Raw genomic sequence first — 25,822 nt, 5'->3', positions numbered from 1 at the left:
AACGCCGCGCAGAGTGAGGAAGTGCACCGTGGCACAGGGCACCGTCAAGTGGTTCAACGCCGAAAAGGGCTACGGCTTCATCGCCGTCGACGGCGGGCAGGACGTCTTCGTCCACTTCTCCGCGATCGAGATGGACGGTTACAAGGCGCTGGACGACGGCCAGCGGGTCGAGTTCGAGATCGCGCAGGGGCAGAAGGGCCCGCAGGCGGAGCGGGTCCGGGTCATCGCCTGATCCCGTCGCCGCCAGTCCGGCGGCCGTTTGGCCCGATCAGGGGCTGTGGCGCGGGCGCGCGCCGTGCAGGATCATGAGCCGTTCCAGCCATCGCAGCTGAGGAGGGTTCATGTCCGACCAGCCGCCGTCGGGTCCCGTCGAGCCGGGTCCCCCGGCGTCGTCCGGTACCCCGGTCGACCCGACCCGGTTCGCGCCGCCAACCGCCGAGCCGACACCGTCGCCGGGGCAGGCGGGTGAGCCGGTCGCGTCCGGACAGTCCACCCCGACAGGTCCGGGCGTGTCCGCCCAGTACACCTACGGCGACCCGGCCATACCGGCGCAACCCGGTCAGCCTGGTCTGCTCGGCCCGTACGCGGCACCCGGTCAACCGGGCGCGCCCTTCCCGGGAGCGGCGCCCGGGCAGCCGGTCGCGCCGGCCCAGGGCGGCGGGTCCGTGCCACCCGGCCAGTGGGGCGCACCGGCGCAGGGCGCGGCCCCGGGCCAGCCCGGGTTCGGAGCATACGGCGGGCAACCCTGGGGTGAGTACCCGTCGGACCCGGCCGGGCAGCCGCAGGGCTGGGTCTGGCCGGCCGCGGGTGGTCCCGTGCCGGTCGGCGGATATCCCGGCTACCCGATGTCCGGCCAGCCGTACGGCTGGTACCCGGGTATCGACCCCGGTGACCCGCTGGTCACGCCGCCGCACGCGGGGATCGGGGCCTGGTTCTCCCGCTGCTCGGCAGTGGTACGTCGAGGCTGGCGGCCGCTGCTGTCGATCTTGCTGCTCACCCAGGCGGTCCCCGCAGCGGTGCTCTCGGTCCTCTCGGCGGCCTTCGCCCCGCCGGATCAACTCGCCACCGCGCCGGACGGCACCGCGGTCCTGCCGGACGGCTACCTCTCGCAGTTCTTCGCCTTCTACGGCGTGATCATCGTGGCCTCCCTGCTCTTCGGTCCGCTGCAGAGCACCGGTTGGGCCGCCGGCTCCTGGGTGATCACCCGCCAGGCGGCCGGCGAGCCCGCCGGGGTCGGCGCCGCGCTCCGGTACGGCCTGCGTCGCGCCCTCGGCCTCTGGGGCTGGACCATCGTCGCCACGCTGCTGCTCACGGTCGGCTTCTGCCTCTGCCTGTTGCCCGGGATCTATGTGGGGTTCGCCGTGGCCCTGGCCGGCCCGATCTATCTCTTCGAGCGGGAGAACCCGATCGGCCGGTCCTTCCAGATGTTCCATCGGCGGTTTGGGATGGTGCTGGGCCGGGTCGCGTTGGTTGTCGCCGCGGTGGTCGTCGGTGCCCTGGTCAGCGGGATGCTCGAGCTGCTCGGACAGATCCAGTTCGGCACCCACCCGATGGACGCCCCCGGTACGGCGGCGGGGATCGTCGCGGTGGCCGTGGTCTCCGCCCTGCTGGCCACCCCCGTCTACCTGGCGCAGCTCGTCGGACTGCTGGTCACGTACGCCGAACAGCGGGCCCAGGAAGGCCCGGTGAACACCGCCCAACTGGCCGCGGAACTCGGCTGAGCGGGGGCATCGTGCTTGCACTCGGCTAGGGAGAGTGCTAAACAGGTCATTGGCACTCGCGTACGTTGAGTGCCAATGGTCGGGGCGGTAGGGCCACGGCCGCACCGGTGTCTCGATGGCACCGGGGTGGCACGAGGCCGGTCGTCGCGGGCTATCCGGCCCGGCCGACGGACGTCGTCGTCGCCAGGTGGCGACGTCCCAAGGTGCGTACACCAGGCGGCCCACCCGGGAACACAGACTCGGGTGGCCCGTGAGTGTCCAGGAGGACAACGCCGTATGGCCAAGATGATCGCGTTCGACGAAGAGGCGCGCCGCGGCCTCGAGCGGGGTATGAACCAGCTCGCTGACGCCGTGAAGGTGACCCTCGGCCCCAAGGGCCGCAACGTCGTGCTCGAGAAGAAGTGGGGTGCCCCCACCATCACCAACGATGGTGTGAGCATCGCCAAGGAGATCGAGCTCGAGGACCCGTACGAGAAGATCGGCGCCGAGCTGGTCAAGGAGGTCGCGAAGAAGACCGACGACGTGGCCGGTGACGGCACGACGACGGCGACCGTCCTGGCCCAGGCCCTGGTCCGTGAGGGCCTGCGCAACGTGGCCGCCGGTGCCAACCCGATGGCCCTGAAGCGGGGCATCGAGGCGGCCGTGGCCAACGTCTCGGAGGAGCTGCTCAAGCTCGCCAAGGACGTGGAGACCAAGGAGCAGATCGCCTCCACCGCCTCCATCTCCGCCGCTGACCCGAGCGTCGGTGAGATCATCGCCGAGGCGATGGACAAGGTCGGCAAGGAAGGCGTCATCACCGTCGAGGAGAGCAACACCTTCGGCCTGGAGCTTGAGCTCACCGAGGGTATGCGCTTCGACAAGGGCTACATCTCCGCGTACTTCATGACCGACCCGGAGCGTATGGAGGCCGTCTTCGACGACCCGTACCTCCTGATCGTCAACAGCAAGATCTCGTCGGTGAAGGACCTGCTCCCGATCCTGGAGAAGGTCATGCAGTCGGGCAAGCCGCTGCTGATCATCGCCGAGGACATCGAGGGCGAGGCCCTGGCCACCCTCGTGGTCAACAAGGTCCGCGGCACCTTCAAGTCGGTCGCCGTCAAGGCGCCGGGCTTCGGTGACCGCCGCAAGGCCATGCTGGCCGACATCGCCATCCTCACCGGTGGCCAGGTCATCAGCGAGGAGGTCGGCCTCAAGCTGGACGCCGTCGGCCTCGACATGCTGGGCCGCGCCCGCAAGGTCGTGGTGACCAAGGACGAGACCACCATCGTCGACGGTTCCGGCGACGCCGAGCAGATCCAGGGCCGGGTCAACCAGATCCGCGCCGAGATCGAGAAGAGCGACTCCGACTACGACCGGGAGAAGCTGCAGGAGCGGCTGGCCAAGCTGGCCGGCGGCGTTGCGGTGATCAAGGTCGGCGCGGCCACCGAGGTCGAGCTGAAGGAGCGCAAGCACCGCATCGAGGACGCCGTCCGCAACGCGAAGGCCGCCGTCGAGGAGGGCATCGTCCCGGGTGGTGGCGTCGCGCTGGTGCAGGCCGGCAAGACCGCCTTCGACAAGCTGGACCTGGCCGGCGACGAGGCGACCGGCGCGCAGATCGTCAAGATCGCGCTGGACGCCCCGCTGCGGCAGATCGCCGTGAACGCCGGCCTGGAGGGTGGCGTCGTCGTCGAGCACGTCCGCAACATCGAGCCGGGCCACGGCCTCAACGCCGCGACCGGCGAGTACGTGGACCTGCTGGCCGCGGGCATCATCGACCCGGCCAAGGTGACCCGTTCCGCGCTGCAGAACGCCGCCTCGATCGCCGCGCTGTTCCTCACCACCGAGGCCGTCGTGGCGGACAAGCCGGAGAAGACCCCGGCCGCCCCGGCTGGCCCGGCCGGCGGGGACATGGACTTCTGAGTCCAGCTCCAGCAGTACGCAGAAAGGGGCGGGCCGCGTCAGCGGTCCGCCCCTTTCCGTTCGCTCACGTCGGCAGCGGTCGCTGGTTGCGTCGCTTGTGCGTCCGGTCGTACGGGGGCGCGATGCGGATCGGCTCGTCCACCAGTTGCAGCGGTTCCTCGGCGGGTGGCTCATCCACGTGGGCCATCTCCGCCAGTTGCTCGGCGTCGCCATAGTCGAGCCGGTCGAACGGCAGTTGGCCGGGGAGTTCGCCGACCGGGCGCCAGCTCGCCGGCTGGTCGCCGGTGCGTTCGTCATCCGTCGTCATGGCTGCCTCCTCTACGCACGACCGTAGGCGGCGGTCAATGACCGGCGGGCTGGAATGGCATTATTTACGTCTATGCACCTTTCGCTCCTTTAGTCATTCCTGTCCGGTCAACGACTTGCGGTACAGGAAGAACACCCGCTCGATTCGTGCGCCCGCCGCATTCGCGTAGAACTGCACCGGACCCACCCAGCCGATCTGCGCCGTATCGAGGCCGGTGGCCGCCTGATCGCGCAGACAGCGCCGCAGCAGCACCCCGCCGATTCCCGAGCCCTCGGCCGCCGGGGCCGTGCCCATCGGGCCGAACCAGCTCGGCCGGGACGAGCCGTACGCGGCGAACCCGAGCGGCTCGCCGTCCCGCTCGGCCAGGTGCGCACCCGCCCCCGGCCGGCCCAGTGACCCGGCCAGCTCGGCGTCCCACGCCCCACCGAAGGTGGCGCGGGCGAACTCGGCCAGCGCCGGCAGGTCCGCCGGCTCGGCCCGCCGCACCGTCACGCCCCGGTCGGCCAGCCGGCGCTCGGCAGGCTCCGTGGTACGCAGCGCCGGGGACCCCTCCGCCAGGTCCGCGGTCATGTTCCATGCCGTACGGTCCTGCCGGTAGCCGAGCCGCAGCGCGGCACAGACCGCCGGCGTGTACCGCACGTCGATGCCCGGCCAGGCGTAGTACGGGGGATTCCCGGCGAGCAGCAGCTCGGCAGCTCCGAGCCCGGCCAGTCGCCGCTCCGCCTCGGCCAGCAGGGCGCGCCCGATGCCCCGCCGCCGCTCCTGCGACGCCACCGCCAGCAGGTCGACGTGGCCGAGCCGGGGATCCCGCGGTGCCACCGAGCCGACCAGCACTCCGATCAGCTCGTCGCCGCGTAGCGCGCCGAGCGTCAGCACCGGCCGGTCGGCCGCCGCGCGGGCGGCGAGCGCGTCCACGATGGCCGGTGCCTCGGCCGCGTCCTCGGGCAGGTCGAGGGCCCGCCGGCAGAGGTCGGTGGCCGCCGGCAGGCGGTCCGGGCCCAGCTCGATGATCTCCACGTCCATGGACGCCGACCCTAGGCGATCCGTCGCCGCCGGGTCACCATCCGAGCGGCCGGGTGTTGAGAGGGGACCCGTGCTCTACCGGAGGGGTTAAGAAGGGGCCCTTCCTTTCATCGCGGCGCGAACGGCGGTGTACGCATCGACCAGGCCGGCGCCGGTCAGGTTGCGGGCGTCGCCGCAGGCGTCCGTGTCGGCGGGTACGCCGGCCGGGGTGGTGGTGTCGAGGAGGAGCTGCCGCGTCCGCGCCAGGTCGCCGACGAGCGCCGGATTCGCCGACCACATCAGCGCCACCACACCCGCCACCTGCGGAGTGGCCATCGAGGTGCCGTCCAGAGTGGCGTACTCGCCGCCGGGGAACGCCGACAGGACCCCCGCCCCGGGCGCGACCAGGTCCGGCTTGGCGAGACCGCCGGCGGCGGGGCCCCGGCTGGAGAAGCTGGTGACCTGGCGTGCCCGGTTCACCGCACCGACCGTCACCACGTCCGGGTACGTGGCCGGCGGGTCGGCGACCGAACCGCAGTACGGGCCGGTGTTGCCGGCGGCGGCCACCACCAGGATGCCGGCGGCGGCGAGTGCGGCGGTCGCCGGCCGCAACGCCCCAGGGTCGCAGCCCTCGATCGGCGGGCAGCCCCAGGAGTTGGTCAGCACATCCGGCGCGCGGTCCGGCCGGCCGTCGGTGAACGGGTTCCCGCCGGCCGGGAACGGGGCCAGCATGAACTGGAGGCAGTCGAGGTAGTGGGCCGGGCTGCCCAGGTTGCGGTCCAGGTTGACGCAGCCGACCCACTGCGCGCCGGGTGCCACCCCGATCCCGTTCCGGCCCACCGCGCTGCCCACCGTGTGGGTGCCGTGACCGCCCCGGTCACCCGGCGTGCGCCGGTGCTCCCACGGGTCGTACCAGGAGTCGTCGCCGCCCCGGAAGCCGGCCGCCAGCGCCGGGTGCCGGCCGTCCACTCCGGAGTCCGAACTGCCGACCACCACGCCCGAGCCGGTCACCCCCAGCTCCGACCAGACCCGGTCCGCGGCGACCAGCGAGACGTTCCAGACCGGGCCGGCGGGTGCCGGTTGGTCCCCATGGGCCGGGGGTTCCGCCGCCGGCAACGGGCGCAGCCGCTGGCTGAGCAGCACCCGGGCCACCTCCGGCCGGCCGGAGAGCCAGGCCCGCACCTCCGGCCCGCCGTCCGTCTCGATCGCGTTGATCAGATAGTACGAAGTCGGGTGCAGGCGCAGCCGGGTCAGCTCGCGGCGCAGGTCGCCCTGGGTCCGGTCGGCGGTGGCCACCAACCGCCGGTAGACCTCCGCCGCGCGGGTGTTCCGCCCGTCCCGGCCGGGCGTCCCGGCGGGGATGCCGCTCAGGTCGGCCTGCTCGCGCAGCACCACCAGCAGCCGCTCCCCGTACAGTCCGGGGTGGCCGGGTACGGCGTACACCACGGCCACGGCGGCGAGCAGGGCCGCGGCGGCCAGCCCGGCCGCCGCGCGCCGGGGGGCACCGGCGCGGGGCCGGGCCAGCAGTACGCCGTATCCGACGGCGAGCAGCACCGCGACGGCGAACGCCGCGCCGGCCCCGACGGCGACCCAGTAGGGGACGTCGCGGCCGGACGCCAGCAGGACGGTGATCTCCTCCGGGTCGGTGAAGGCGAGCGGCCCGGCCAGCGCGAGGCCGACCAGCCAGCGGACCGGGGCGCGGCCGGCCGACCTGCCGGAGCGGCGGGCGGCGGCCTCCAGCGCGGCCAGTACGAAACCGAGCGGCGGCACCAGCAGCAGGGCCGGTAGCTGCGCCCCGGACTGCCCGGCCGCCCCGGCCAGCGGCACCAGGGTGACCCCGGCGACGAGGCCGCCGACCAGCACCAGCCGGGCCGGTCGCGGGGGCGTGCCGACGGCGAACCGGGTCCAGAACGCGGCGTCGAGCAGCGCCCCGGCGAGCCCGCCCAGCGCGGCGGCGGCGAGGCCGGCGAGCAGTGTCTCCAGCGCCCCGCCGAGCGCGCCCACCCAGGCCCAGGGCAGCAGCGACGCCAGGCCGGCGGCGATCGCCAGCAGGGTCACCGGGCGGAGCCGCCGCCCACTGCCACCGGCCGTCCCGCCGGCCGGGCCTGCCGCCGCGCGGGCTGGCTCTGCTGCCGGACCGGACGGGGTGCGGTCCGGGGCGGCCGGCGGCTCACCGCCCGGGACGGCGGCGGCGCTGCCGGGCGCGGCGCCCCCACGGCGACTCGACAACCGGCCGACGACCAGCGTGAATACGGCGGCGGTCGCGGCCAGCGCGGCCAGGTACGCCTCCTTGTGCACCGGCGGCACCGCCCGCAGCAGGGTCAGCGCGCCCAGGGCGAGCGCCGCGGTCAGCCAGGCGCGGCCGGTGACCCGGACGGCCGGGGAACGGGGGAGCAGCGCGAGCGCGAGGCTGGGCGCACCCACCAGCAGTGCGGTGGCGAGCGCGACCACCGGCCACACCAGCACCGCCCGGTGCAGGCCGGTGACCAGCACCACCTGGTCGACTCCCCAGCCGACGACCTGGCTCGACACGGTCACCAGGACGGCCCAGCCGCCGACGAGCACGGCTGCGACCACCGGCCAGGGGCTCGTTCGACCAGGCGGGAAACCCGGCGGAGGGGCGGGATACGGGTGACCGGCCTGCATGCAGAGCACACTACGGCCCAGCCGGCCGCTCCAACGCACACCCGCTGCGCGGATCTTGGAGGCCGGGTGACCGCGACGATGGATGCCGTCGGAGCATGCGGCGGTTACGGTGGACGGGTGCGCGACCCCAACGTGTCCCGATCCGTGGCCGGTCAGCTCTCCGCCGAGCGCCGCGCCGAAGACCTGCGTCGACTCCGCGCCGAGCGGTTCGACGTGCTGGTCATCGGCGGCGGGGTGACCGGGGCCGGCGCCGCCCTCGACGCCGCGTCCCGGGGGCTGAAGGTGGCCCTGGTGGAGGCGCGGGACTTCGCCGCCGGCACCTCCAGCCGCTCCAGCAAGCTGATCCACGGCGGCCTGCGCTACCTGGAGCAGTTGGAGTTCCACCTGGTACACGAGGCGCTCACCGAGCGCGGGCTGCTCGCCACCCGGCTCGCCCCGCACCTGGTGCGCCCGGTGCCGTTCCTGATCCCGCTGCGCGCCGAGGGCGGCCTGCGGGACCTGCCGGGGCGGCTCTTCCGCCGGTCCTACTACGGCGCCGGAGTGGCCGCCTACGACGCGTTCGCCGGGGTGTTCGGCGGCGGGCGGGGCATGCCGTTGCACCGGCACCTGAGCCGGGAGGGCGCTCGTCGGATCTTCCCGAGCCTGCGGACGGACGACCTGGCGGGGGCGATCCGCTACTACGACGGGCAGGTCGACGACGCGCGCCTGGTGGTGACGCTGGCCCGGACGGCGGCCAGCCTCGGGGCGACCGTGGTGACCAGCGCCCGGGCGGTCGGCCTGATCCGGCAGGCCCGGGAGGTAACCGGGGTGCGGGTCCGTGACCTTGAGGCGCCGGCCGGATCGTCCGACGCCGAGTTCGAGATACGCGCCCGTACGGTGATCGCCGCGACCGGCGTGTGGAGCGACGACATGTCGCGGATGCTCAACGATGTCGGGCTGCGCCCCGGCGTGCGGGTCCGGGCCTCCAAGGGAGTGCACCTGGTGGTGCCCCGCTCGGCGATCACCGGCGAGACCGGGCTGATCCTGCGTACCGCCACCAGCGTGCTCTTCGTGATCCCGTGGGGCGGTCACTGGATCATCGGCACCACCGACACCGACTGGCGGCTGGACCGGTCCCACCCGGCGGCCACCGCCCGCGACATCGACTACCTGCTGGAGCAGGTCAACACGGTGCTGGACCGGCCGCTCAGCACCGACGACATCGAGGGCGTGTACGCCGGGCTGCGCCCGCTGCTGGCCGGCGAGGCGGACTCCACCTCCAAGCTGTCCCGGGAGCACGCGGTGGTCGAGCCGATGCTCGGGCTGCTGCTGGTGGCCGGCGGCAAGTACACGACGTACCGGGTGATGGCCTCGGACGTGGTCGACCGGGCCGTGCACCGGCTGGGCGGGACGCGCCCGTCGCGTACCGCCGACCTGCCGCTGCTCGGCGCCGACGGTTACCCGGCGATGTGGCGGGACCGGGCCGATCTGGCCCGCCGGCACGGGGTGCCGGTCGGGGTCGTCGAGCACCTGCTGGAGCGGTACGGCACGCTCACCCGGGACCTGCTCGCCCTGATCGACGCCGATCCGCTGCTCGGTTCGCCGTTGGCCGGTGCCCCCGAGTACCTGGCCGCCGAGGTGACGTACGCGGCCCGCGCCGAGGGTGCGCTGCACCTGGAGGACGTGCTGACCCGGCGTACCCGGATCGACTTCGAGACCAGCCACCGGGGCCTGGAGTCGGCGGAGCACGCCGCGGAGCTGATGGGCGCGGTGCTCGGCTGGGACGAGGCGACCCGGGCCCGCGAGGTGGCTCACTACCGGGCCCGGGTGGAGGCCGAGCGGCGGTCGCAGCTGATGCCCGACGACCTCGCCGCCGACGAGGCCCGGCTGGGCGCCCCGGACGTGCGCGGTTTCGCGGCCGACCGGGGCGGCGACGGCGACAGCGTCGAGCTTCCGTCGTCCCGCTAGGCGGAGCATGCTCTATCTGGACCGGCCTGCGGTGCCCTGGCGGGGGCGGCTCTGGTCACACCTGATCAGCGACGTCTCCTACGCGGAGCTGCACGCCTTCGCCGAGGCGCTGGGCGCGCCCCGCCGTGGCTTCGACCGGGACCACTACGACCTGCCGGCGGAACGGTTCCCGATGGCCGTCTGGCTCGGCGCCCGGGTGGTTCCCTCCCGCGACCTCGTCCGGCTGCTGCGCGACTCCGGCCTCCGCCGCCCCAAACATCTCACCCGGCCCGCAGGGCCGCGAGTTCGCGGGTGAGGTTGGCCCGGGCGGGGACCTCCCAGCGCGCGTGCGGCGCGGGCAGCCGGTAGAGGGTGGGCAGGTCCAGCAGGCCCGCCAGCACCGCCGCCCGGCCGGCCCGGAAAGCCGGGTCGGGGACGTGCGCGTACTCGTGGCGGACGGCGGTGGCGTAGCGGTCGTACCCGTCGGGCGGGGCGGCCAGGATCGCCAGGTCGGCGTCGCAGAGCAGGGCACCGTCCGGGTCGTCGGGCCGCGTCGCGTGCCCGGCGGTGAGCAGCACGAGTCGGCGTACCTCGGTCACCGCGTCCGCCGGCAACCCGGCGGCGGCGAGCAGGTCGCCGGCCAGTTCGGCGCTGGCCCGCTCGTTGGTGTCCCCGCCGGCCCGCGGGTCGTAGACCGCGTCGTGGCACCAAGCCGCCAGCCGGACCAGCGCCGGCCGGCGGGCCGACCCGGAATACGCGTCGATCACGTCCAGCACCGCCCGCAGGTGGGTGGTGGTGTGGTACCGCCGGTGCGGCTCCCGCCAGGCGGTCAGCAGCCGTGCCCCGGCCCGCTCGACCCCGGCCGGATCGGCTGCCCCCGCCGCGTGGGCCGCGTCCCGCCACCGCTGCATCAGCTCGTCCACCCGGTGCAGTCTGCCGTGTCGCCGTACGCGGGGCGAGGATTCACCGGGTGTGGGGCGGGTAGTCCCGGTCATGACCATTGCCAGGGACCGGCGGCCCTCGTTCCTGCGGCGTGCCCGGCTGCGCGAGGGGCTGGTCGACGTCGACTCGGCCCGGATCGCCGAGGCGATGGATGAACTGCGGCATCGAGGCCGGGCCACCTGGCACGACCGGTTGCACCGGGTGCGTACCGCCGGCGGCCTCGCGGTCCAGGCGGGCCTCGCCGCCGCCCTGTCCTACCTGGTCTCCCACCGGGTGCTCGGCAACCCGCAACCGGTCTTCGCCCCGATCTCCGCGGTGGGCACCCTGGCCGCCTCTGTCGGCCAGCGGTTCCGCCGGACCGTGGAGCTGATCGTCGGGGTGGCGATCGGGGTGTTGATCGGCGACGGCCTGATCTATGCGGTCGGGACCGGCGCATGGCAGCTGGGCGTGGTGGTGACCGTGGCGATCCTGCTGAGCATCTTCGCCGGGGCGAGCGTGGCGGTCGTGATCCAGGCTGCGGCCACCGCCGTGCTGATCGTGACCCTCAGCCCGTCCACCAAGAACCTGGAGATCCCCCGCTTCATCGACGCGGCTGTGGGCGGCTCGATCGCGCTGCTGGTGACCGCGATCCTGCTGCCGCTCAATCCGCTGCGCGTGATCAACCGGGCCGCCCGGCCGGCGCTGGAGCTGCTCGCCGCGCAGCTCGACATCTGCGCGGAGGCGCTGCGCACGCGGGACCGGGGTGCGGCGCAGCAGGCGCTGCACCGGCTGCGGGAGAACAAGGCGGAGCTGGCCGAGTTCTCGGAGGCGATCGAGGGCGCCAAGGAAACCATCACCATCTCGCCGGCCCGCTGGCACCGGCGCAACGAACTGACCCACTACGCCGAGGCGGCCGACCCGATCGACCGGGCGATGCGCAACAGCGGCACGCTGATCCGGCGCTCGGTCACCCTGATCGAGGACGAGGAGCCGGTTCCCGAACCGATGCCCGCCGCCGTCGCCCACCTCGCCGAGTCGGTACGCCTGCTCCGGCACGAGTTCGCCGTCGGTGAGGAGCCCCAGCAGGCCCGGGAACGGTCGCTGCGCGCGGTCAGCGAGGCCGGCCGGGCGTACACCGAGGGGGTCGGTTTCTCCGGCAGCGTGGTGATCGCGCAGGTCCGTACCACGGCGAGCGACCTGATGGTGGCCTCCGGGGTCGAGCAGGAGGAGGCGAACCGGCTGGTCCGGCAGGCGTTCGGTGAGCGGGAGCAGCGCAGGGGCGGCACGACCGAGCAGAGCCCCGCCCCCAGGCCGCCCACGGCACCCCCCGTCGGTTGAGACGCGTCCCGAGGTCGCGCGGGACTCAGGCCAACTGGGCGAGGGCGGTGAGGAGGGTGTCCACCTCGGCGGCGGTGGTGCCGAGGCCGAGGCTGGCCCGCAGCGCGGTCGGGGGCAGGTCACGCCGCCGGCTGCGCGCCGCCGCCTCGACCAGCAGCCGGCGGGCCAGCGGGTGGGCGCAGAAGAGCCCGTCCCGGACCCCGATCCGGTGGGCGGTGGCGAGCTGGGCGGCGACGTCGGCGGAGTCCCGGCCGGCGATCACGAACGAGACGATGCCGACCCGGGGTGCGTCCGGCCCGAAGGTACGCAGCTCCACCACGTGCGGCAGGGCGGCGAGCCCGGTCCGCAACCGGGTCAGCAGCGCCTGCTCGCGGGCGTGCAGCGCGTCCCGGTCCGCCTCGCCGAGTGCGGCGCAGACCGCGGCCAGCGCCACCGCGCCGAGCAGGTTCGGGGTGCCGGCCTCGTGCCGCGCCGGCCCGGTGGCCCAGCGCACATCGTGGGTGGCCGTACCGACGTGGCTGGTCGCGCCGCCGCCGGTCAGGTACGGCGGGGCGGCGTCCAGCCAGTCCCCGCGCCCGACCAGCACGCCGGCGCCGAACGGGGCGTACAGCTTGTGGCCGGAGAGCGCCAGGTAGTCCACGTCCAGCGCGGCCAGGTCGACCGGGGCGTGCGGGGTGAGCTGCGCGGCGTCCACCAGGATCCGGGCGTCGTGCCGGCGGGCCACCCGGGCGAGTTCGGCCACCGGCCAGCGTTCCCCGGTCACGTTGCTCGCGCCGGTCACCGCGACCAGCACCGGCAGTTGGGCTCCCGCGCCGGTGCCCGTGCGGCGCAGCTCGCGCAGGGCGGCGTCGAGGGCGCGTACCGCCTCGGCGGGACTGGCCGGCACCGGGAGCCGGACCGAGCCACGCGGCCAGGGGAGCAGGTTGGCGTGGTGCTCGCCGGCGAAGGTGACCACGGTGGTGCCGGCGGGCAGCGCCCGGGCGAGCAGGTTGACCGCGTCGGTGGTGTTCCGGGTGAAGATCACGTGGTCGCCGGGGCGGGCGCCGAGGAAGTCGGCCACCGTCTGCCGGGCCTGCTCGTAGGCCAGGGTGCAGCGCCGCGACAGCGCCCCGGCGCCCCGGTGCACGCTCGCGTACCAGGGCAGGAGCTCGGCCACCGCGTCGGCCGCGGCCCGCGCGCACGGCGCGCTGGCGGCGTGGTCCAGGTTGATCTCCCCCGGTACGCCGAGCACGGCGAGCGGGTCCGGCCGGTGCGGCGCCGGCGGCGTGGAGAGCGTGAACGGGGCGGGTACGAGGGTGACGGCCATGCCGGAACCTCCCGGGTCCAGGGGACCCCGGGTGTGGCTACCGGGACGGGGTCCGCGCTTGCCCAGCACGGGGTTCGGGCTGGGCCCGGTCATCACCCGGGGCACCCCACCGCGAACTCGACGAGGGTTGCCGGCCAGCAAGCCGGGGCTTGACGCTGGCGCTCGTGACCTGCCCGGGAGCATACGCGCACCGATGCGGCCGGACCAGAGCCGCGCGGGTGACTACGCTGGCGCCATGGCCGACACCCCGCCCGGCGGAGCCCCGCCGCCGCCCGCGCCCGCCCTCCCGCCGCCGGGGTCGTCGACTCCCCGGATGCCGCTGCGCCGGCTCGGCTGGCAGCGGATCCTGGTGCTCGCCGCCGTGCTGCTGGTGATCGCTGTGGGCGCGGTCGTCATCCTCTACCGGCTCGGCTCCGACCTCGGCCCGGAGGCCCTGCTGGTCGGGGTGGTCGCGGCGATCCTGCCGGTGCCGGTGCTCGTCGCCTGCTTCCTCTGGCTGGACCGGTACGAACCGGAGCCGCTGAAGTATCTGATCTTCTGCTTCGTCTGGGGCGCGTTCGTCGCGACGTCGATCGCGTTGTACGTCAACGAGGGCTTTGCCAGCCTGTTCAAGCACCTGGGGCTGCCCGCGGAGCTGACCGCCGTGCTGGTCGCCCCGTTCATCGAGGAGTTGACCAAGGCAGCGGCCCCGATCCTGCTGCTGATCTTCCGTCGCCGGGAGTTCTCCGGGATCACCGACGGGCTGGTCTACTGCGGGCTCTCGGCGATCGGCTTCGCGATGGTGGAGAACATCCTCTACCTGGGCGGGTACGGCTACCGGGCCGGCGTCGAGGAGTACGGCCCGGCCACCGGCGCCCAACAGGTGATCGCCATCTTCATCGTCCGGATCCTGCTCTTCGGCTTCGCCCACCCGCTTTTCACCTCGATGACCGGGGTGGGCCTGGGCATCGCCGCCCGGGCGGCCGACCGGCGGGTCCGCATTCTCGCCCCGCTCGCCGGCCTGCTGGTGGCGATGATGCTCCACGGCACCTGGAACCTGCTGCCCTCGCTGGCCGCCGCCACCGGGCAGCCGATCATCGTCCTGTACGGCTACATCGGCGTGATGGTGCCGATCTTCTTCGCGATGGTCGGGCTGGCGGTCTGGCTGCGCGCCTGGGAGGGTCGGCTCACCGAACGAACCCTGCCGGACTACGTCCGGGCCGGTTGGCTCACCCCGCCGGAGGTGGCGGCCCTGGGCAGCCTCGGCCGGCGGCACGCCGCGCGTACCTGGGCCCGGCGGGTGGCCGGCGAGGGCGGAGTGCGGGCGATGCGGGGATACCAGTTCGCGGCGACCCGGCTGGCGCTGCTGCGCGACGGTATGCGCCGTGGGCTGGACCGGACGCCGGCCGAACGGGACCGGACGGCGCGGGAGGAGCGGCAGCTGCTGGACTCGATCGTCGCGTACCGGGCGTTCTTCGTGGGCCGGGACCCGCAGGCGCCGGTCGGGATCTGGGACGGCCAGCACTACCACCTGCGGTTCCCGGACGGGTCGCAGCGCGCGGTCGAGGCCCCGGACGAGCCGGTGGTGCCGATTCCGGTGGTGCTGGCCGCGCCACCGCCGCCCCCGGCCTACCCGCCCGGCTACGGCCCACCGGGCTGGTACGGCGCCCACCCCACGGCGCCCTGGCACCCCGGCGCCTGACCGGTCACGACGGTGCTCGGCGGCCCTGGCCGCATCCTGGCCGGTTGCCTGAACCGCGCTGGCCAGGGTGCGTGGTCAACCCATCAGGCTGGTGAGGAAGTCACCGATGCCCTGGGCGATGGCCATCAGGCCGGCCCCGATCGTCCTGACCAGTTGCGCCGCGCCGTTCGGGCGGTACGCCACGTAGTAGATCAGGAACGCGACGAGTCCCCAGGCCAGCAGCTTTTTGAGCACAATCGGCATGGTCCCTCCCCAGGGCGCTGTGGTGCCTGGGCTTCCCGCCGGGCAGCAGCGCAAACAGCGCCCGGGGTGAGGGGCACCGGCCCTAAAGGTAGAGGCCGGTCGAGCCGGTGGGCTCCTTCTCCACCCGCTCGGCGGCGACGGCGTGCACGTCGCGTTCGCGCAGCAGGACGTACGCCCGGCCCTGCAGTTCGACCTCCGAGCGGTCGTCGGGATCGAAGAGCACCCGGTCCCCGGAGACGATGGAACGCACGTTCGGGCCCACCCCCATCGCGGTCGCCCAGGCCAGCCGCTTGCCCACCGCTGCTGTGGCCGGGATCACGATGCCGGCGGTGGATCGGCGTTCGCCGTCGCTGCCCTCCGTCTGCACCAGCACGCGGTCGTGCAGCAGACGGATCGGCAGGCCGGAGTCGAGGTTCTGGTCGACGGTCACGCGAAGACGCTACCGCGTGCGCGACGGTCGATCGTCGGCGTGGTTGGTCGGAATGGGCACGAGCAATGTGTGGCGGAGCCGACCTAGGGTGGGATGGACGACTATTCTGTCCCCCCTGGCACGTGGGCGGACCAATGTTGCGGGAGGTGCGCTTGAGCCGCTTCGAGCGGATGCGCGGACGGCTCCGCCGCGCGTACGAGTCAGGCCGTGCGTCGGCCCGGACCCGCCGCCTCGATCCCGCAGACCCGCCGGGGGAGGACGTCGCCCCGTCGGGCCCGGCGACTCCGGCTCCGGCGCCCCCGGTCGGTCCGGAATCGTCGACCGCCCCGCACCCGTCGACCGCCAGTCAGGACGACGCGGACGTGCCGCACGCGCTGCGGATCGCCGCCGCCTGGTCCTGGCGGTTGATCGCGATCGGCATCGTGGCCTGGGCGCTGCTCAGGATCGTCGGCACCATCCGCATCGTGATCATCCCGCTGGCGATCGCGCTGCTCCTCTCCGCGCTGCTCGCCCCGGCGGTCGGCTGGCTGCTCAAGGCCCGCTTCCCGCGCTCGCTGGCGACCGGCGTGGTGCTGGTCGGCGGCCTGGCCGCGGTGGTCGCCACGCTCACCCTGGTGGTGAACGAGTTCATCCGGGGCGTGCCCGAGCTGAGCGAGAAGTCGTCGCAGGGCGTCCGGCAGATCCAGGACTGGCTCAGGACCGGCCCGCTGCACGTGTCGGACAACCAGCTCGACCGCTACATCGACGAGGCGCAGACCTGGATCACCGGTAACTCCAAGACGTTCACCACCAGCGCCCTCTCCGCCACGGCGACGCTGGCCGAGGCGCTGACCGGCACCATTCTGGTGCTCTTCGCGACGTTCTTCTTCCTGCGCGACGGCAACAAGATCTGGCGTTTCCTGGTCCGGCTGCTGCCGGTGGCCGCCCGGTGGAAGGTCGACGACGCCGGCCGGGCCGCCTGGTCGACCCTGGGCGCCTACGTCCGGGCCACCGTGCTGGTCGCCTTCATCGATGCCGTCGGCATCGGCATCTTCCTGGTCGCCTTCCATATCCCGTTCGCGTTCCCGCTGGCCGCGTTGGTCTTCCTGGGGGCGTTCATCCCGATCGTCGGGGCGGCGCTCTCCGGCGGGGTGGCCGTGCTGGTGGCGCTCGTCGACAGCGGCCCGGTGACCGCCTTGATCATTCTCGGCGTGGTGATCGCGGTGCAGCAGGTGGAGGGGCACGTGCTCCAGCCGTTGATCATGGGTCGGGCGGTGGCCATCCACCCGCTCGCCGTGATCATCGGGATCGCGGCCGGGGTGGTCCTCGCCGGCATCGCCGGCGCGCTGGTCGCGGTGCCGCTGATCGCGGTGCTCAACACCGCGATCCGTCGGCTTGCCGCCCGGACCGTGCCGGACACCCCGCCGGACGCCGTCGTGGTGGCCTCCCAGGCCCCCTAGCCCCTGGGCCGCCGGGCCTCCTGGGCAGCTGGGCCTCCTGGGCCTTGATCAACTCCATGTGCGGCAAGGTGTGGTCTTTCAGGCCGGGTGGAGACCGCGATGTGCCGCATGCGGAGTCGATCAACGCGCGGTGCGGCAACATGCGCGGTGTCCGGGCCGGGTGGAGACCGCGAAGTGCCGCACCTGGAGTGGATCAACGCGGGCGACGGGTGGCCACGCCGGCATCCGCGTCGGCCGGCCGGTCAGCGCCCGGTCAGGAGCGGCTGAGCCGTTCCAGCGCGCCTCGGGCCACGTCGGGCCGGGTGGTGTACCAGAACGGCGGCAGCGAGCGGCGCAGGAACGGCCCGTAGCCGCGGGCGGTCTCCAGCCGGGAGTCGAGCACCGCCACCACCCCCCGGTCGGCGGTGGCCCGGATCAGCCGGCCGACGCCCTGGGCCAGCCGGACCGCCGCGATCGGCACGCTGACCGCGGCGAAACCGGAGCCGCCGCTGGCGTCCACCGTCGCCGCGCGGGCCGCGGCGAGCGGCTCGTCCGGTCGGGGAAACGGCAGCCGGTCGATCACCACGAGCTGGCAGGAGTCACCCGGCACGTCCACCCCCTGCCAGAGCGACATCACCCCGAACAGGCAGCTCTCCCGCTCCTCCCGGAACCGGCGGACCAGCAGCGGCAGCGCCTCCTCACCCTGCAACAGCACCGGCAGGTCGGTCCGCGCGCGGAGCAGCTCCGCCGCCTGCTGCGCGGCCCGCCGCGAGGAGAAGAGCCCGAGGGTACGCCCACCGAGCGCCCCGACCAGCGACAACAGCTCCTCGCCGGCCGCGTCGGGCAGCCCGGAGACGCTGGGGCGGGGTAGGTGCGCGGCGACGTACAGGATGCCCTGTCGCGCGTAGTCGAACGGCGAGCCGACGTCGAGCGAACGCCAACCGGACCCCTCGGTGGCCGGAGCCGTGCCGGCGGCGGTCCTCCGGGTGCCCTCGGCGTCCGCGGCCCCGGGCCGGCCGGCGGCGGCTGTGGCGGCCAGCGCGGCGGCGGCCGGGGACGGCGGGGCGGGTGGCGGCGCGTCCAGCCCCAGCGCGCGGGCGACCGTGTCGAAGCGCCCGCCCAGCGCCAGGGTGGCCGAGGTGACGACCACCGTACGCTCGTCGTACAGGTGGGTGGCGAGGGTGCCGGCGACGGAGAGCGGCGCGACCACCAGGGCGCGGCGGCTGCCGTTCTCCGGCTTCTCCACCCAGGCCACATCGTGGTCGGCCTCCTCCAGCAGCCGCTGCACGGTGCTGGACAGCTCGTCCAGCACCGCCTTGGCCTGCTGTTTGCGGACCGGGTCCGGGTCGTCGGACTTGACCTCGCCGATCGACTCCAACGCGGCCCGGGTGGCCCCGTCCAGCAGCGTGCACGCCTCCCGGAGCGCGGGTGGCAGCCCGGCGGTGAGCCGCCCGGCCGGCGCCTCGGCCAGCCCCACCGCGAGGGCGTCGCCGGCCTCGGTGAGCCGCTCGGCCAGCTCGGGGCGCAGCAGCGGCCGGGCCCGGCGGGCGGACCGGTCGATCAGCTCCGGGACCAGCTCGGCCTGGGCCGCCGAGGAGACCCGGTCGGCGAGCTCGTGCGCCTCGTCGACGATGAGCAGCTTGTGTGGCGGCACGATGTGCCGGCCGGCGAGCATGTCGACGGCGAGCAGGCTGTGGTTGGTGACGACGATGTCGGCCTCGCGGGCCCGGGCCCGCGAGGCCTCGGCGAAGCACTCCTGCCCGAACGGGCAGCGGGTCGCGCCGACGCATTCCCGTGCCGGCATCGAGACGGTCCGCCAGACCTGGTCGTCGACGCCCGGGTCCAACTCGTCCCGATCGCCGGTGGCGGTCTTCTCCGCCCAGTCGCGCAGCCGCTGGATCTGCTTGCCGAGCCGGCCGGCCTCGCCGAGCCACTTGGTGCCGCCGGGGCGGGGCGCGTCGAAGAGGGTGTCCTCCGGCTCCTCCTCTGTGGAGCTGTCCAGCCGGGCCAGGCACAGGTAGTGGTGCCGTCCCTTCAACACCGCGAAGGTCGGACGGCGGCGGAGCAGCGGCTCCACCGCGTCGGCCAGCCGGGGCAGGTCGTGATCGACCAGTTGGGACTGCAGAGCCAGGGTGGCGGTGGAGACCACCACCGGGCCGTCCACGGTCAGCGCCGGGGTCAGGTACGCCAGCGACTTGCCGGTACCCGTGCCGGCCTGGACCAGCAGGTGCTCGCCGGAGCTGATGCTCTGCTCGATCGCCTCGGCCATCTGCTGCTGCCCGGGGCGGGCCGCGCCACCGGGGACCACGCCGATCGCCGCGGCCAACAGTTCGCCGCCGCTGGGCCGGCTGCCCCGGCGTTTCTTTCCGACGGCGGGACCGGTGGCGGTACGGGGCAGGGTCACCGTGCGACCGTACCCGTCGCCGCCGACAGGGGGCGCGCCGAACCGCGTCGTGGCGCGGTTCCGGCGGGATCGCGTCCGGTTACCCGCCGATCGCGTCCCGTGGCCGGAATCGGTTAGGGTTCCAGTCATGCCGAGCGATGTGGTCCGTGTGATCTACCGCAAGTACGACGGCAGCGCCCACCGCGACTACCCGGCCCGCCGGCTCGCCGAGGACGACCTCGGTGTGTGGCTCGGCGTGCCGGCCGGCACCGAATCGGTCTATCACGGCCGGCCCTCGGTCGAGCAGATCCCGTTCGTGCTGCTGGTGCCCCGGCACGGCTGGTGGACCGGAATGTTCAACCCGCCACCACGGACCAGCGAGGTCTACTGCGACATCGCCACCCCGGCGCGGTGGGAGGGCGAGAGCACGGTCCACCTGATCGACCTGGACCTGGACGTGGTGCGCCGCCGGGACACCGGCATCGTCGAGCTGCGCGACGAGGACGAGTTCGCCGAGAACCGGGCGCGTTTCGGCTACCCGGACGACGTGGTCGTCGAGGCGGAAGCCGCCGCTCGCCGCCTCCTCGGCGCGCTCGGCGACGGCACCGAGCCGTTCGCCACGTCGTATCGGAAGTGGCTGGCCCTGGTGGTCTGAGCCGGCCGCTACCAGCGCGGCGGCCAGCCGGTCTCCACCCCGAGCCCGGCCAGGTGGGCCAGCTTCTCCGGGTTGATCTGGTTGAACACGCCGGTGAGCCGGCCGTCGTGCACGGCGAACGAGGTGACCATGCGGAGCTGCTGCCCCCGGTGCACCGTCTCCAACTGCCAGCCCAGTGCGCCGTCGACCAGCACGGGCCGGGCCGCGAGCCGGCTGCCGTGCCGGGCGGCCTGGCCGAAGAGACCGAAGAGGAAGCGGGCCACGGCGACGGCGCCGACCACCGGCCGGCGGGCCGCCGGGACGTGCCCGCCGCCGTCGCCGATCAGCACCACGTCCGGGGCGAGGACGTGTACCAGCCGGTCCAGTTCCCCGGATTCCACGGCGGCCACGAATGCGGTGAGCACCCGCTGCTGCTCGGCCAGGTCGGCGGTGTGGCGTGGGGTGTCCGGCCCGGTGACCGCACGGCGGGCCCGGGAGGCGAGCTGCCGGGCCGCGATGGCGGTGGTGCCGAGTACGTCGGCGATGGTGACGAACGGCACAGCGAAGACGTCGTGCAGGACGAACGCCACCCGCTGCTCTGGGGTCAGCCGCTCCAGCACCACCAGCAGAGCGGTGCCGAGTTGCTCTGCCCGTACGGCCCGCTCGGCCGGGTCGGGGGCGAAGCCGTCGACGGCGGGCACGTCGGTCACCACCGGCTCCGGCAGCCACTGACCGGGGTACGCCTCGCGGCGTACCCGGGCGGAGCGGAGCACGTCCAGGCAGATCCGCGAGCAGGTGGTGGTCAGCCAGCCGCGCAGCTCGCGGATCTGGGCACGGTGGGCGGGGTCGGCGAGCGCCTTCGCGTACCGCAGCCAGGTTTCCTGCACCGCGTCCTCGGCCTCGCTCCGGCTGCCCAGCATCCGGTGCGCGACCGCCAGCAGATGCCCTCGTTCCGCCTCGAACTCGCCCGCCAGATCTGTCACGCCCCGCTCCTCCCGCCAGAACCCACATTCTCCCCTTCCCTCAGGACGTCTCAGCGTCCGCAAACGTGACACCGATGGAGGGGCGGCAGGCGTAGGTGAACAGTGGGTGAACTCACGGTAAAGCGGGTTTGACCAGGGGTGGGCCGGCGAATGCCCGATTCGGCGGGGTACCTAGCATGCCCTCTGCAGGCGCCCAGTGGGGCGGCGGCCCACCCTTCCCCCGACACGACGAGGTCCGTGCTGTGAAGTTTTCCTTCCGTCCCACCGAGGGCGCCTTCTACGAGCTCTTCACCAGGGCCGCGCATAATCTGGTGCGGGGCACCGAACTCCTCAACGAGTTGGCGCTGCCGGGCGTTGACGTGCAGTCGGTCAGCGAGCGGCTGACCGAGGTCGAGCACGACAGCGACCAGATCACCCACGAGCTGTACAAGAAGATCAACTCTACCTTCATCACCCCGTTCGATCGGGAGGACATCTACCGGCTGGGCTCGCTGCTCGACGACGTGATGGACCACCTGGAGGCGGTCGGCAACCTGCTCTACCTGTACGGCCTGACCAAGCTCCCCGCGCTGCCGCGCGAGCTGCACGAGCTGGTGAACGTGCTGGACCAGCAGGCGAAGCTGACCGCCGAGGCGATGCCGCAGCTGCGGTCGATGAAGAACCTCGAGCCCTACTGGATCGAGTGCAACCGCCTGGAGAACGACGGCGACCAGGCGTACCGGATGCTGCTCGTCCGGCTCTTCTCCGGCGAGTACGACGCGCTCACGGTGCTGAAGATGAAGGAGGTCGCTGACGAGCTGGAGGCCGCCTGCGACGCCTTCGAGCACGTGGCGAACACAGTCGAGACCATCGCGGTCAAGGAGTCCTGATCCCGTGAGTCCCGAACTCATCGCCGTGCTGGCGGTGATCGTGGTCGCCATGGCGTTCGACTACACGAACGGCTTCCACGACGCGGCCAACGCCATCGCCACCAGCGTCTCCACCCGCGCGCTCACCCCCCGGGTCGCCCTCGCCCTGGCCGCCGTCGGCAACTTCGTCGGAGCGCACTTCGGCGCCGGGGTGGCCAAGACGGTCGGCGACGGCCTGGTCACCCTGCCCACCGGGGTGGCAAGTCTCGGGGTGCTCTTCGCCGGGGTGCTCGGTGCGATCGCCTGGAACCTGATCACCTGGTACTTCGGCCTGCCGTCGTCCTCCTCGCACGCCCTCTTCGGCGGGCTGGTCGGGGCGACCCTCTTCGCCGCCGACGGCGTCGTGCAGTGGGGCAACATCATCGACAAGGTCATCATCCCGATGGTGCTCTCGCCGGTGGTCGGCCTCGTCCTCGGCTTCCTGGTGATGCTGGCGATCCTCTGGCTCTTCCGGAAGGGGCAGCCGGGCAAGCTCAACCGGGGCTTCCGCTGGGCGCAGACCCTATCCGCCGCCGCGATGTCGGTGGGCCACGGCATGCAGGACGCGGCCAAGACCATGGGCATCATCGTGCTGGCCCTCTACACCGGCGGCTTCCAGTCCGACAAGACCCACATCCCGCAGTGGGTGTTCTGGACCTCGGCGGCCATGCTCGCGGCCGGCACCTACGCGGGTGGCTGGCGGATCATCCGTACCCTCGGCCGCAAGATCATCGACCTGGGCCCGCCGGAGGGCTTCGCGGCCGAGTCGGTGGCCAGCGCGGTGCTCTACTTCAACGCCCTGGTGCTGCACGCCCCGATCTCCACCACCCACACGATCACCTCGGCGATCATGGGTGTCGGCGCGACCAAGCGGCTCTCCGCGGTCCGCTGGAACGTCGCCGGCAACATCGTGGTCGCCTGGATCATCACCTTCCCGGCGGCGGCGGCCATCGCCTGCCTGGCGTACCTGCTGGTCCGCCCGCTGTTCTGAGGTGAGAGGAGGGGCCCTTGCCGGGCCCCTCCCGCTCAGGGCGCTGTCGGCCCTCCCGCTCAGGCGTAGGAGACGCCGACGCGGTTGCGGATGTCGTCCAGGAGCGCCATCACCTCGAGCGTGGCCGAGTGCGGGACCAGCGGGCTCTCGACCAGCCCGGCGGCCAGGCAGCGCTGCACCTCGGCGGCCTCGTACTGGTAGCCGCCGCCGGTCAGGTCGGCCGGGATGGTCTCGGGCTCCGCGCCGAGCCGGTGCAACACCGCCGACCCGGGCCGGAAGAACGGCTCGGGCAGGTCGATCCGCCCGGAGGTGCCGGTGATCGAGGCGGTGATCGCGGTGGCCCCGACCATTCCGCAGCTCAGCGTCGCCACCGCGCCGGAGTCCCAGCCGAGCACGATGCCGGTGTTCTCGTCCACGCCCTCGGGGCTCAGCTTCGCCCAGGCGTGCGTGTGCTGCGGCACGCCGAGCAGCAGGTGGGCCAGGCTCACCGGGTATACCCCGAGGTCGAGCAGCGCGCCACCGCCCAGCGTCCGGGCCCGCATCCGGTGCTCCGGCGGGAACGGTCCGGCCGCCCCGAAGTCGGCCCGTACCTGGGTCACCTCGCCGATCGCCCCCTCCGCGATCAGCTCAAGGACCCGCAGGATGATCGGGTTGGTTCGCATCCACATGGCCTCCATCAGGAAGAGACCGCGGGCGCGCGCCGTCTCGACCAGCTCGGTGCTGGTGGCCAGGTCCAGGGTGCACGGCTTCTCCACCAGTACGGCCTTGTCGCCGGCCAGGCAGGCCAGGGCCGCCTCGTGGTGCGCGGCGTGCGGGGTGGCCACGTAGATCACGTCCAGGTCCGGGTCCGCGGCCAGTTCCGCCCAGGAGGCGTACGCCCGGGACACGCCGTGCCGGGCCGCGAAGAGTTCGGCGCTCTCCCGGGTACGCGAGCCGACCGCGACCAGCTCCGCCCCCGGCACGAGCCGCAGGTCCTCGGCGAACCGCGCGGCGATCCAGCCGGTGGCGAGGATGCCCCAACGTGTCTTCGTGGCGCTGCTCTCTTGGTCCATGTCATCCCTCCGCCCGGCGGGCCCGCCAGCTGCCCCGGCACTTTCCTGCCCGCGAGATCAGAGCCTTCCCCACCCCGCACCCCGGGGCAAGCTCGCCTGTTCCCATATCTCGGGCGTCGCCTCCCACCCATCAGGACATCCGAGGGATCTTGGTATATTTCGGCCGCTGTTGGGGCCACTTCCTTCCAAGATCTCTCCCGGGTCGCCGGGGCATGATCCACTTGTCGCGAACTAGGCTCGCGAGATGACCGCCGACGGTTTCGCCGCACCCCCCGCCCTGGTGGAGCACGCCCGCCGCTTCCACGCCGAGCGTGGTGTGCCGGCCGTGCCCCGGGTCGCCGCCACCGTGCTGCTGCTGCGCCCCGCCGGCACCGACTTCGAGGTGTACCTCATCCGTCGGGTCGCCGCGATGGCCTTCGGCGGGATGTACGCGTTCCCCGGCGGTGGCGTGGACCGCTCCGACTCGCAGGCGCACCTGGGCTGGGCCGGTCCGGACGCGGCCGAGTGGGGTGACCGTCTCGGACTCGCGCCGGGCGACGCCCAGGCGGTGGTCTGCGCCGCTGCCCGAGAGGTCTTCGAGGAGGCAGGGGTGCTGCTGGCCGGCCCGGACCCGACCACCGTGGTGGGCGACGTGAGCGGGGACGAATGGGAGACCGTCCGGCAGGACCTGGAGGCCCGCCGGACCGGCTTCGCCGACCTGCTGGCCGGCCGGGGGCTCACCCTCCGGTCCGATCTGCTGCTGCCGTGGAGCCGGTGGATCACGCCGGAGTTCGAGCCGCGCCGCTTCGACACGTACTTCTTCGTGGCCCTGCTGCCGGAGGGGCAGCGGACCCGGGACGTCTCCGGCGAGGCCGACCGGACGCTGTGGTGCCGACCGGCGGACGCCCTGACCCGGGCGGACGCCGGCGAGCTGAACATGCTGCCGCCGACGAGGGTCACCCTGGCCCAGGTCACCGCCGCCGGCGACCTGGCCGGCGTGGCCCGGGCCGCCGCGGCCCGCGATGCCGCCACCCCCGTCACCCCCCGCCTCGACCTCAGCGGCGATCCTCGGTTCGTGCTGGACTGACCGGCCGTCAGCCGGCCGCGCGCAGGTAGCGCTTGCCGAGGGTACGCAGCAGTTCGGCCAGTTCCGGCGGGTCCTGGACGGTGAAGTCGGCGTCCAGGAGGCCGAGCCACACCGAGATCGTCTCCAGCCGGTCGGAGCCGGTGTGCAGCAGGCAGCTGCCCGGATCGACCGGTTCGACGGTGCCGACGGCCGGATTGATCCGCTCGGCCACCACCTCGGCCGGCGCGTGCACCAGCACCCGGGCCCGGTGCCGCCACGCCGCCGCCGACACGCCGCGCCGGACCCTGTCCACGACGTCCTCGGGCAGCTCCCGCGCCGGGAAGCGGGGGCCGGTCGGAGCGTGCGGCGTGATCCGGTCCACCCGGAAGGTCCGCCAGTCGTCCCGCGCCGGGTCGAAGGCCACCAGGTACCAGCGGCGGCCCCAGTTGACCAGCCGGTACGGCTCGACGTCCCGCCGGTCGGCGGTGCCGTCGTGCCGGACGTAGTCGAAGCGCAGCCGTTCCCGGTCCCGGCAGGCGGCGCTGATCGTGTGGAGCGTGTCCGCGTCGACGGTCGGGCCGGGTTCGTCGTGCGGCACCCGCACGGTGTGGGTGTGCAGCGCGCTGACCCGGCGGCGCAGCCGGTGGGGGAGGACCTGTTCCAGCTTCGCGAGCGCCCGCAGCGACGTCTCCTCGATGCCGGCGACGCTGCCCCCGGCGGCGGTGCGCAGCCCGACCGCCACCGCGACCGCCTCCTCGTCGTCGAGGAGCAGCGGGGGCAGCGCGGCCCCCGCCCCGAGCCGGTACCCGCCCACCGCGCCCCGGGTGGCATGCACCGGGTAGCCGAGGGCGCGCAGCCGCTCCACGTCGTTGCGGACGGTCCGGGTGCTCACCGAGAGGCGCTCGGCCAACTCGGCGCCGGTCCACTCGCGCGGGGTCTGCATCAGCGACAGCAGGCGCAGCAGCCGCGCCGAGGTCTCCAACATTCCCCGGATTCTGCCGCATCATTA

Annotated in this window: 23 protein-coding genes and 1 riboswitch; of the genes, 12 read left to right on the top strand and 11 right to left on the bottom strand. The window is 73.7% G+C overall.

Annotated features, from left to right (window positions below):
* Positions 1 to 28 precede the first annotated feature (28 nt).
* The 3 genes from ACIRG9_RS18615 to groL all read left to right on the top strand — a co-directional run bounded on the left by ACIRG9_RS18615 (position 29) and on the right by groL (position 3,620).
* Positions 29 to 232, top strand: a complete 204-nt coding sequence (locus ACIRG9_RS18615; RefSeq protein WP_013288855.1) for a cold-shock protein — start codon at positions 29 to 31, stop codon at positions 230 to 232.
* Between the two features lie 109 nt (positions 233 to 341).
* The gene (locus tag ACIRG9_RS18610; RefSeq protein ID WP_402857043.1) at positions 342 to 1,721 is read left to right on the top strand and encodes a hypothetical protein; all 1,380 of its coding nucleotides are present in this window, start codon (positions 342 to 344) and stop codon (positions 1,719 to 1,721) included.
* Between the two features lie 276 nt (positions 1,722 to 1,997).
* Positions 1,998 to 3,620: a chaperonin GroEL gene (gene groL, locus ACIRG9_RS18605; protein ID WP_402857041.1), complete on the top strand. Its 1,623-nt coding sequence runs from the start codon at positions 1,998 to 2,000 to the stop codon at positions 3,618 to 3,620.
* 64 nt (positions 3,621 to 3,684) lie between these two features.
* On the opposite strand, the gene ACIRG9_RS18600 is transcribed toward groL, so the two are convergent.
* The 3 genes from ACIRG9_RS18600 to ACIRG9_RS18590 all read right to left on the bottom strand — a co-directional run bounded on the left by ACIRG9_RS18600 (position 3,685) and on the right by ACIRG9_RS18590 (position 7,575).
* Positions 3,685 to 3,927, bottom strand: coding sequence for a hypothetical protein (locus tag ACIRG9_RS18600; protein WP_402857039.1), 243 nt, complete (start codon positions 3,925 to 3,927; stop codon positions 3,685 to 3,687).
* Between the two features lie 93 nt (positions 3,928 to 4,020).
* Entirely contained in the window at positions 4,021 to 4,950 is a 930-nt protein-coding gene (locus ACIRG9_RS18595; protein ID WP_402857037.1) for a GNAT family N-acetyltransferase, read from the bottom strand.
* Positions 4,951 to 5,037: 87 nt separating this feature from the next.
* Complete coding sequence (locus tag ACIRG9_RS18590; RefSeq protein WP_402857035.1) at positions 5,038 to 7,575, bottom strand: S8 family serine peptidase; 2,538 nt, start codon at positions 7,573 to 7,575, stop codon at positions 5,038 to 5,040.
* A gap of 132 nt (positions 7,576 to 7,707) precedes the next feature.
* On the opposite strand from ACIRG9_RS18590, the gene ACIRG9_RS18585 reads away from it, so the two are divergent.
* Entirely contained in the window at positions 7,708 to 9,522 is a 1,815-nt protein-coding gene (locus tag ACIRG9_RS18585) for a glycerol-3-phosphate dehydrogenase/oxidase (RefSeq protein WP_402857136.1), read from the top strand.
* Positions 9,523 to 9,529: 7 nt separating this feature from the next.
* Positions 9,530 to 9,817, top strand: coding sequence for a DUF4031 domain-containing protein (locus ACIRG9_RS18580; protein WP_402857033.1), 288 nt, complete (start codon positions 9,530 to 9,532; stop codon positions 9,815 to 9,817).
* Here the strand turns inward: ACIRG9_RS18580 and ACIRG9_RS18575 are convergent.
* Complete coding sequence (locus ACIRG9_RS18575) at positions 9,783 to 10,424, bottom strand: metal-dependent phosphohydrolase (RefSeq protein ID WP_402857031.1); 642 nt, start codon at positions 10,422 to 10,424, stop codon at positions 9,783 to 9,785. The two genes, ACIRG9_RS18580 and ACIRG9_RS18575, sit on opposite strands and share 35 nt — an antisense overlap.
* 76 nt (positions 10,425 to 10,500) lie before the next feature.
* On the opposite strand from ACIRG9_RS18575, the gene ACIRG9_RS18570 reads away from it, so the two are divergent.
* Complete coding sequence (locus tag ACIRG9_RS18570; protein WP_402857134.1) at positions 10,501 to 11,760, top strand: aromatic acid exporter family protein; 1,260 nt, start codon at positions 10,501 to 10,503, stop codon at positions 11,758 to 11,760.
* Positions 11,761 to 11,785: 25 nt separating this feature from the next.
* On the opposite strand, the gene ACIRG9_RS18565 is transcribed toward ACIRG9_RS18570, so the two are convergent.
* Entirely contained in the window at positions 11,786 to 13,066 is a 1,281-nt protein-coding gene (locus ACIRG9_RS18565; protein ID WP_402857029.1) for an aminotransferase class V-fold PLP-dependent enzyme, read from the bottom strand.
* A 49-nt stretch (positions 13,067 to 13,115) separates the two neighbouring features.
* Positions 13,116 to 13,236, bottom strand: a riboswitch (SAM riboswitch).
* A gap of 23 nt (positions 13,237 to 13,259) precedes the next feature.
* Between ACIRG9_RS18565 and ACIRG9_RS18560 the strand changes: the two genes are divergently transcribed.
* Positions 13,260 to 14,747, top strand: a complete 1,488-nt coding sequence (locus tag ACIRG9_RS18560) for a PrsW family intramembrane metalloprotease (RefSeq protein WP_402857027.1) — start codon at positions 13,260 to 13,262, stop codon at positions 14,745 to 14,747.
* 75 nt (positions 14,748 to 14,822) lie between these two features.
* Here the strand turns inward: ACIRG9_RS18560 and ACIRG9_RS18555 are convergent, their stop codons facing one another.
* The gene (locus ACIRG9_RS18555; RefSeq protein WP_402857025.1) at positions 14,823 to 14,990 is read right to left on the bottom strand and encodes a hypothetical protein; all 168 of its coding nucleotides are present in this window, start codon (positions 14,988 to 14,990) and stop codon (positions 14,823 to 14,825) included.
* Positions 14,991 to 15,072: 82 nt separating this feature from the next.
* Entirely contained in the window at positions 15,073 to 15,420 is a 348-nt protein-coding gene (locus tag ACIRG9_RS18550) for a GroES family chaperonin (protein WP_402857023.1), read from the bottom strand.
* Positions 15,421 to 15,554: 134 nt separating this feature from the next.
* On the opposite strand from ACIRG9_RS18550, the gene ACIRG9_RS18545 reads away from it, so the two are divergent.
* A complete protein-coding gene (locus ACIRG9_RS18545) occupies positions 15,555 to 16,859 on the top strand; it encodes an AI-2E family transporter (RefSeq protein WP_402857021.1) in 1,305 nt (434 codons plus the stop codon).
* A gap of 253 nt (positions 16,860 to 17,112) precedes the next feature.
* Here the strand turns inward: ACIRG9_RS18545 and ACIRG9_RS18540 are convergent, their stop codons facing one another.
* A complete protein-coding gene (locus tag ACIRG9_RS18540; protein WP_402857019.1) occupies positions 17,113 to 19,242 on the bottom strand; it encodes an ATP-dependent DNA helicase in 2,130 nt (709 codons plus the stop codon).
* A gap of 127 nt (positions 19,243 to 19,369) precedes the next feature.
* Here ACIRG9_RS18540 and ACIRG9_RS18535 point away from each other — a divergent pair, with 127 nt between their 5' ends.
* Positions 19,370 to 19,876, top strand: a complete 507-nt coding sequence (locus tag ACIRG9_RS18535; protein ID WP_402857017.1) for a DUF402 domain-containing protein — start codon at positions 19,370 to 19,372, stop codon at positions 19,874 to 19,876.
* An 8-nt stretch (positions 19,877 to 19,884) separates the two neighbouring features.
* Here the strand turns inward: ACIRG9_RS18535 and sigJ are convergent, their stop codons facing one another.
* Positions 19,885 to 20,838, bottom strand: a complete 954-nt coding sequence (gene sigJ / locus ACIRG9_RS18530) for an RNA polymerase sigma factor SigJ (RefSeq protein ID WP_402857015.1) — start codon at positions 20,836 to 20,838, stop codon at positions 19,885 to 19,887.
* Between the two features lie 242 nt (positions 20,839 to 21,080).
* Here sigJ and ACIRG9_RS18525 point away from each other — a divergent pair, with 242 nt between their 5' ends.
* Entirely contained in the window at positions 21,081 to 21,707 is a 627-nt protein-coding gene (locus tag ACIRG9_RS18525) for a DUF47 domain-containing protein (protein WP_402857013.1), read from the top strand.
* Positions 21,708 to 21,711: 4 nt separating this feature from the next.
* The gene (locus ACIRG9_RS18520) at positions 21,712 to 22,716 is read left to right on the top strand and encodes an anion permease (protein WP_402857011.1); all 1,005 of its coding nucleotides are present in this window, start codon (positions 21,712 to 21,714) and stop codon (positions 22,714 to 22,716) included.
* A 59-nt stretch (positions 22,717 to 22,775) separates the two neighbouring features.
* Here the strand turns inward: ACIRG9_RS18520 and ACIRG9_RS18515 are convergent, their stop codons facing one another.
* Positions 22,776 to 23,768: a Gfo/Idh/MocA family protein gene (locus tag ACIRG9_RS18515; RefSeq protein ID WP_402857009.1), complete on the bottom strand. Its 993-nt coding sequence runs from the start codon at positions 23,766 to 23,768 to the stop codon at positions 22,776 to 22,778.
* A 244-nt stretch (positions 23,769 to 24,012) separates the two neighbouring features.
* Between ACIRG9_RS18515 and ACIRG9_RS18510 the strand changes: the two genes are divergently transcribed.
* Positions 24,013 to 24,834: an NUDIX hydrolase gene (locus ACIRG9_RS18510; RefSeq protein WP_402857007.1), complete on the top strand. Its 822-nt coding sequence runs from the start codon at positions 24,013 to 24,015 to the stop codon at positions 24,832 to 24,834.
* Positions 24,835 to 24,841: 7 nt separating this feature from the next.
* On the opposite strand, the gene ACIRG9_RS18505 is transcribed toward ACIRG9_RS18510, so the two are convergent.
* On the bottom strand, positions 24,842 to 25,798 hold the full coding sequence (locus ACIRG9_RS18505) for a helix-turn-helix transcriptional regulator (protein ID WP_402857005.1): 957 nt from the start codon (positions 25,796 to 25,798) through the stop codon (positions 24,842 to 24,844).
* Between the last annotated feature and the right edge of the window lie 24 nt (positions 25,799 to 25,822).

Source organism: Micromonospora sp. NPDC093277 (assembly GCF_044765245.1).
Lineage (GTDB): Bacteria > Actinomycetota > Actinomycetes > Mycobacteriales > Micromonosporaceae > Micromonospora.
This window is presented reverse-complemented; position numbering and strand designations above follow the sequence as displayed.

Coding starts and splice junctions, on each gene's coding strand:
- ACIRG9_RS18590 (WP_402857035.1), bottom strand. CDS start 7,575: ATGCAGGCCGGTCACCCGTATCCCGCCCCTCCGCCGGGTTTCCCGCCT.
- ACIRG9_RS18565 (WP_402857029.1), bottom strand. CDS start 13,066: ATGGCCGTCACCCTCGTACCCGCCCCGTTCACGCTCTCCACGCCGCCG.
- ACIRG9_RS18610 (WP_402857043.1), top strand. CDS start 342: ATGTCCGACCAGCCGCCGTCGGGTCCCGTCGAGCCGGGTCCCCCGGCG.
- ACIRG9_RS18545 (WP_402857021.1), top strand. CDS start 15,555: ATGTTGCGGGAGGTGCGCTTGAGCCGCTTCGAGCGGATGCGCGGACGG.
- ACIRG9_RS18580 (WP_402857033.1), top strand. CDS start 9,530: ATGCTCTATCTGGACCGGCCTGCGGTGCCCTGGCGGGGGCGGCTCTGG.
- ACIRG9_RS18510 (WP_402857007.1), top strand. CDS start 24,013: ATGACCGCCGACGGTTTCGCCGCACCCCCCGCCCTGGTGGAGCACGCC.
- ACIRG9_RS18505 (WP_402857005.1), bottom strand. CDS start 25,798: ATGTTGGAGACCTCGGCGCGGCTGCTGCGCCTGCTGTCGCTGATGCAG.
- ACIRG9_RS18595 (WP_402857037.1), bottom strand. CDS start 4,950: ATGGACGTGGAGATCATCGAGCTGGGCCCGGACCGCCTGCCGGCGGCC.
- ACIRG9_RS18555 (WP_402857025.1), bottom strand. CDS start 14,990: ATGCCGATTGTGCTCAAAAAGCTGCTGGCCTGGGGACTCGTCGCGTTC.
- ACIRG9_RS18600 (WP_402857039.1), bottom strand. CDS start 3,927: ATGACGACGGATGACGAACGCACCGGCGACCAGCCGGCGAGCTGGCGC.
- groL (WP_402857041.1), top strand. CDS start 1,998: ATGGCCAAGATGATCGCGTTCGACGAAGAGGCGCGCCGCGGCCTCGAG.
- ACIRG9_RS18515 (WP_402857009.1), bottom strand. CDS start 23,768: ATGGACCAAGAGAGCAGCGCCACGAAGACACGTTGGGGCATCCTCGCC.
- ACIRG9_RS18560 (WP_402857027.1), top strand. CDS start 13,260: ATGCGGCCGGACCAGAGCCGCGCGGGTGACTACGCTGGCGCCATGGCC.
- ACIRG9_RS18535 (WP_402857017.1), top strand. CDS start 19,370: ATGCCGAGCGATGTGGTCCGTGTGATCTACCGCAAGTACGACGGCAGC.